Genomic DNA, 3264 nt, shown 5'->3' with positions numbered 1-3264 from the left:
TTGAGGAGTTATTTACAATCAACTTTCAATATTATTTGAATTAGATTAAAAAAATGAGCATAGAATTTCCAAAATGGATTTTTCGTTATGCTCTTTTTTTCATGTTAAGATAAAATTACAACATAGGAAGTAGTGAGATTTCATGAAAACTAAGTTTACACAAAATTTGCTACTCTACCATGTCCGTTTGTAGATATCTCTTTATCACTAATCATTTCTCTTACAATTCTTTTTAACTTATCTTCAGAAATGATTAAGTTAATTTTCGAGTTTAATAGTTTTCTTGTAGTATTCTTATTCATTGAAATTTCTTTGATTATTCATCTTTTTAATTCCGTATTGTTTTTTCCTATTTGGTTAAATAATTGCAGTTGTTTTCCAAAATCTAAAATAGCTTGTATAAGAGTGTCTAAAATGTAAATGATGTAAGGTTTGGCATTATCATTATCAAACGCTCCTGGGTTATCTAAAATGCCTTTTCTTACATGTTCAAGTGAATTGTAATACTCTTGTTTTTCATCATGTATGTATTGAGATAGCATTTGGTATTTAACAAAACTTAGCCCTGATTTAATTAGAAGCTTGTGGAGTAACATTCTACTCATTCTTCCATTTCCATCTTGAAACAGATGGCACATTAAAAAGTTGAGTGTAAAAATAATTGAAGAAATAACACCTTTTTCAAGTGTATCTTTTTCCTCTGAATAATAACTTGAAAGAATTTGATAAAGATCTTTTTCAACATCTTTTATAGAACTTGTTTTATAACCTGCAACTGTATTGTCTTTTCTCTTTAATTCGCCGCTATCTTTCTTGCTTCTCATTAATCTTTGGTGAATATCTTGCAATTCATCAATGTCTAACGGATCATTATAATTCCTTGTTATATATTGATTGGCTTCATTTAATCCAATTCACTCATCATCACTATATTTATATTCATTTATATTTTCAATTGCATTCGAGTATTTTGTTTCCATTTGATTTTGTTTATTCTTATAGTTTTCAATAAAGGGAGTTCCATTAGCACTAATTTCCATATCCTTAACTTGATAAGCAAACATGAATATCTTTTTTAATTTATTCGAAATATTTTTATCAGTTAATAAATCCTCTGTTTTATAGCATTTCATATTACCCTCCTTAATGTATAAATTATATTAAAAATGTTGTATTTTGAGTGTAAATACAACATTTTAGGGGTGTTTAAGTATTGAAAAAGTGGTATTCAAGGTATAAATGCAATCTTTTTTAATTTATTTTTAGTCTTTAATTAACGAAGTGGACCAACTCTTTTGTAAATCTTATAAATAACTATTTACAAATAAACTCTTTACTTTCTATAAAACTAAAGGCATCAATAATAATTTCTTTGCAAGCTTTATTTCAAAAAGTAAGTTCTTTTATTTGTTCTATATTAAATCAAGCAGCTTCAATAGTTTCACCATCATTAGCTTTAAATGCATTCTTATCTTTTAAACTACATATGAAGGCTATTGTAAAAGCATTGACTTTATCTTTATTTGCATATTCAATTGGAAATAATGAATAAATACCAAAAGGTTGAATGTCTTTACATTCTAGATTAGATTCTTCAAGTAATTCACGGATTGCTGTATCTTGTATTTTTTCATTATATTGAATGCCACCACCAAAAGTACCTCAAGTACCGGTGTCAGAACGTTTTTGAAGCAATACTTTATTATCTTTAAAAGGAATAACTGTAGCTGAAGGAACCATTATTAAGTCATGGTTATTTAACTTACTTCTAATATCCATTATGTAGTCTTTGTTTGGTTGTTTCATATTTAAAGTATATAGCAGTGGTTAAAGTGGTCATATAAAAAGGGCGAACCAAAAGGCCCTCGGGCCTTCGGGTGTGATGACCGATTACACCACTTATATATTAATTATACACCCTTTTACTTCTGACCCATTTTTTTAATCTATAGTTAATTATCCCTTTGGGGTTAGTGGAATATAAAATTAAGAAAAATCACTTTATATAAGTGATTCTCATATTAATTTATAATGTACAACACTTGCAAAGTTAAAATGTAAGTGGAGTGCTTTTAGTCTAGCATCTATATAAATAATTTATCATATCCTTATTCATATATTGTTTGTTTTACACCATCAGTGTTATATATTTTAAAATATTTTCTCACTGTGTATATATCAACATTTTCATCTAAACCAAATCTAGGTATTACTTGACTCAAATCTCAAGGTCTACTATTATATGCATATAATGTAAACACCTTTTTATCATCTAAAAGAAATGCGGGTCAGTTTGTTAAATGTAATGGATATTTACCTACATCAAAAGATTTTGGTAGTTTTAAGATATTCACTTTTACCACCATCAGTGGATCCATAGGGGTAATATATTCTAATTTATATAGTGGTGTTAAGTCAAGTTCATTGGATTTAAGGAATTGGAATACAGTTGTATCAAATCTTTTAAAGTTACCATTTCTTGCAAATGTTAGTTTTCTTAATCTGTGCATGTAATATGAATCTGAGATGTCTTTAAAATCTTCTTCAATATCAGTTATATTTGATCCTATGTGTAGCTCTGTAATTTTAGGTTCATGTAAAAATAAAGATTTTGGAAGTTTTCCACCTTTAAAAAATTGTTTTTCTTTATCTTTTGAACTTCATTCTCCTTCATATCAACTTTCATTATTATTAGAGTTGGTATAATCTTTTAATAATTGCTTTTTTTCATCATAAGTTTTTGTGTCATCATGTAATTCTCTAAATAAACGCTTACTTTTACTTTCATCAAAAGTTTTAGGAATTTTTAATGCAGGTGTTAATGTTTGTCAAGGTTGTGTTACTGGTTCTTGTGTATCTATAGGTGTCTGTTTATCTGGAACACTGGGGTCATCTGGAGTATTCTGTTTTTTTGGAACCGTTTTTGTTTCACCACATGAGGTTGCTAATATTAATGAAGGTATAGCTATTGCAGTTAGTGATATTACACCTAGGGATATTTTCTTTGATAATTTATTCATAATTCTCCTTTTTAATTAGTTTTGAACCAATAACTGGTTCACCAATATCATTATTATAACACCTTAAAATTACACTGAATAAAATTTAGTTTTAATGAATTTATGTAAATTCTTCATTGTAATTTAAAGTGCAACACTTTTATAATTATAAATAAATTATACAAAAATTGTATATTAAAGATTCGGACTTGAAATGAGTTCGAGTTTTTTATTGGAAATTTTTAATATATAAGTATCCGTGTCT

3 protein-coding genes are annotated in these 3264 nt (G+C 27.1%); all 3 read right to left on the bottom strand.

The annotated features are described in order from the left end of the window. Positions 1–155 precede the first annotated feature (155 nt). The 3 genes from C4B24_RS04500 to C4B24_RS04490 all read right to left on the bottom strand — a co-directional run bounded on the left by C4B24_RS04500 (position 156) and on the right by C4B24_RS04490 (position 3020). A complete protein-coding gene (locus C4B24_RS04500; RefSeq protein WP_131599584.1) occupies positions 156–1133 on the bottom strand; it encodes a Fic family protein in 978 nt (325 codons plus the stop codon). A gap of 181 nt (positions 1134–1314) precedes the next feature. Continuing rightward, positions 1315–1806 (bottom strand): NUDIX domain-containing protein, encoded by a 492-nt coding sequence (locus C4B24_RS04495; protein WP_131599583.1) that lies wholly within the window; start codon positions 1804–1806, stop codon positions 1315–1317. Between the two features lie 302 nt (positions 1807–2108). Then, positions 2109–3020, bottom strand: a complete 912-nt coding sequence (locus C4B24_RS04490) for a hypothetical protein (RefSeq protein ID WP_131599582.1) — start codon at positions 3018–3020, stop codon at positions 2109–2111. Positions 3021–3264 lie beyond the last annotated feature (244 nt).

The sequence above is a fragment of the Mycoplasma marinum genome, from assembly GCF_004335975.1.
In the GTDB taxonomy this organism is placed as follows: domain Bacteria; phylum Bacillota_I; class Bacilli_A; order Mycoplasmatales; family Metamycoplasmataceae; genus Mycoplasma_K; species Mycoplasma_K marinum.
The sequence above is the reverse complement of the archived record's forward strand: the minus strand, read 5'-3'. Positions and strand labels throughout refer to the sequence as shown.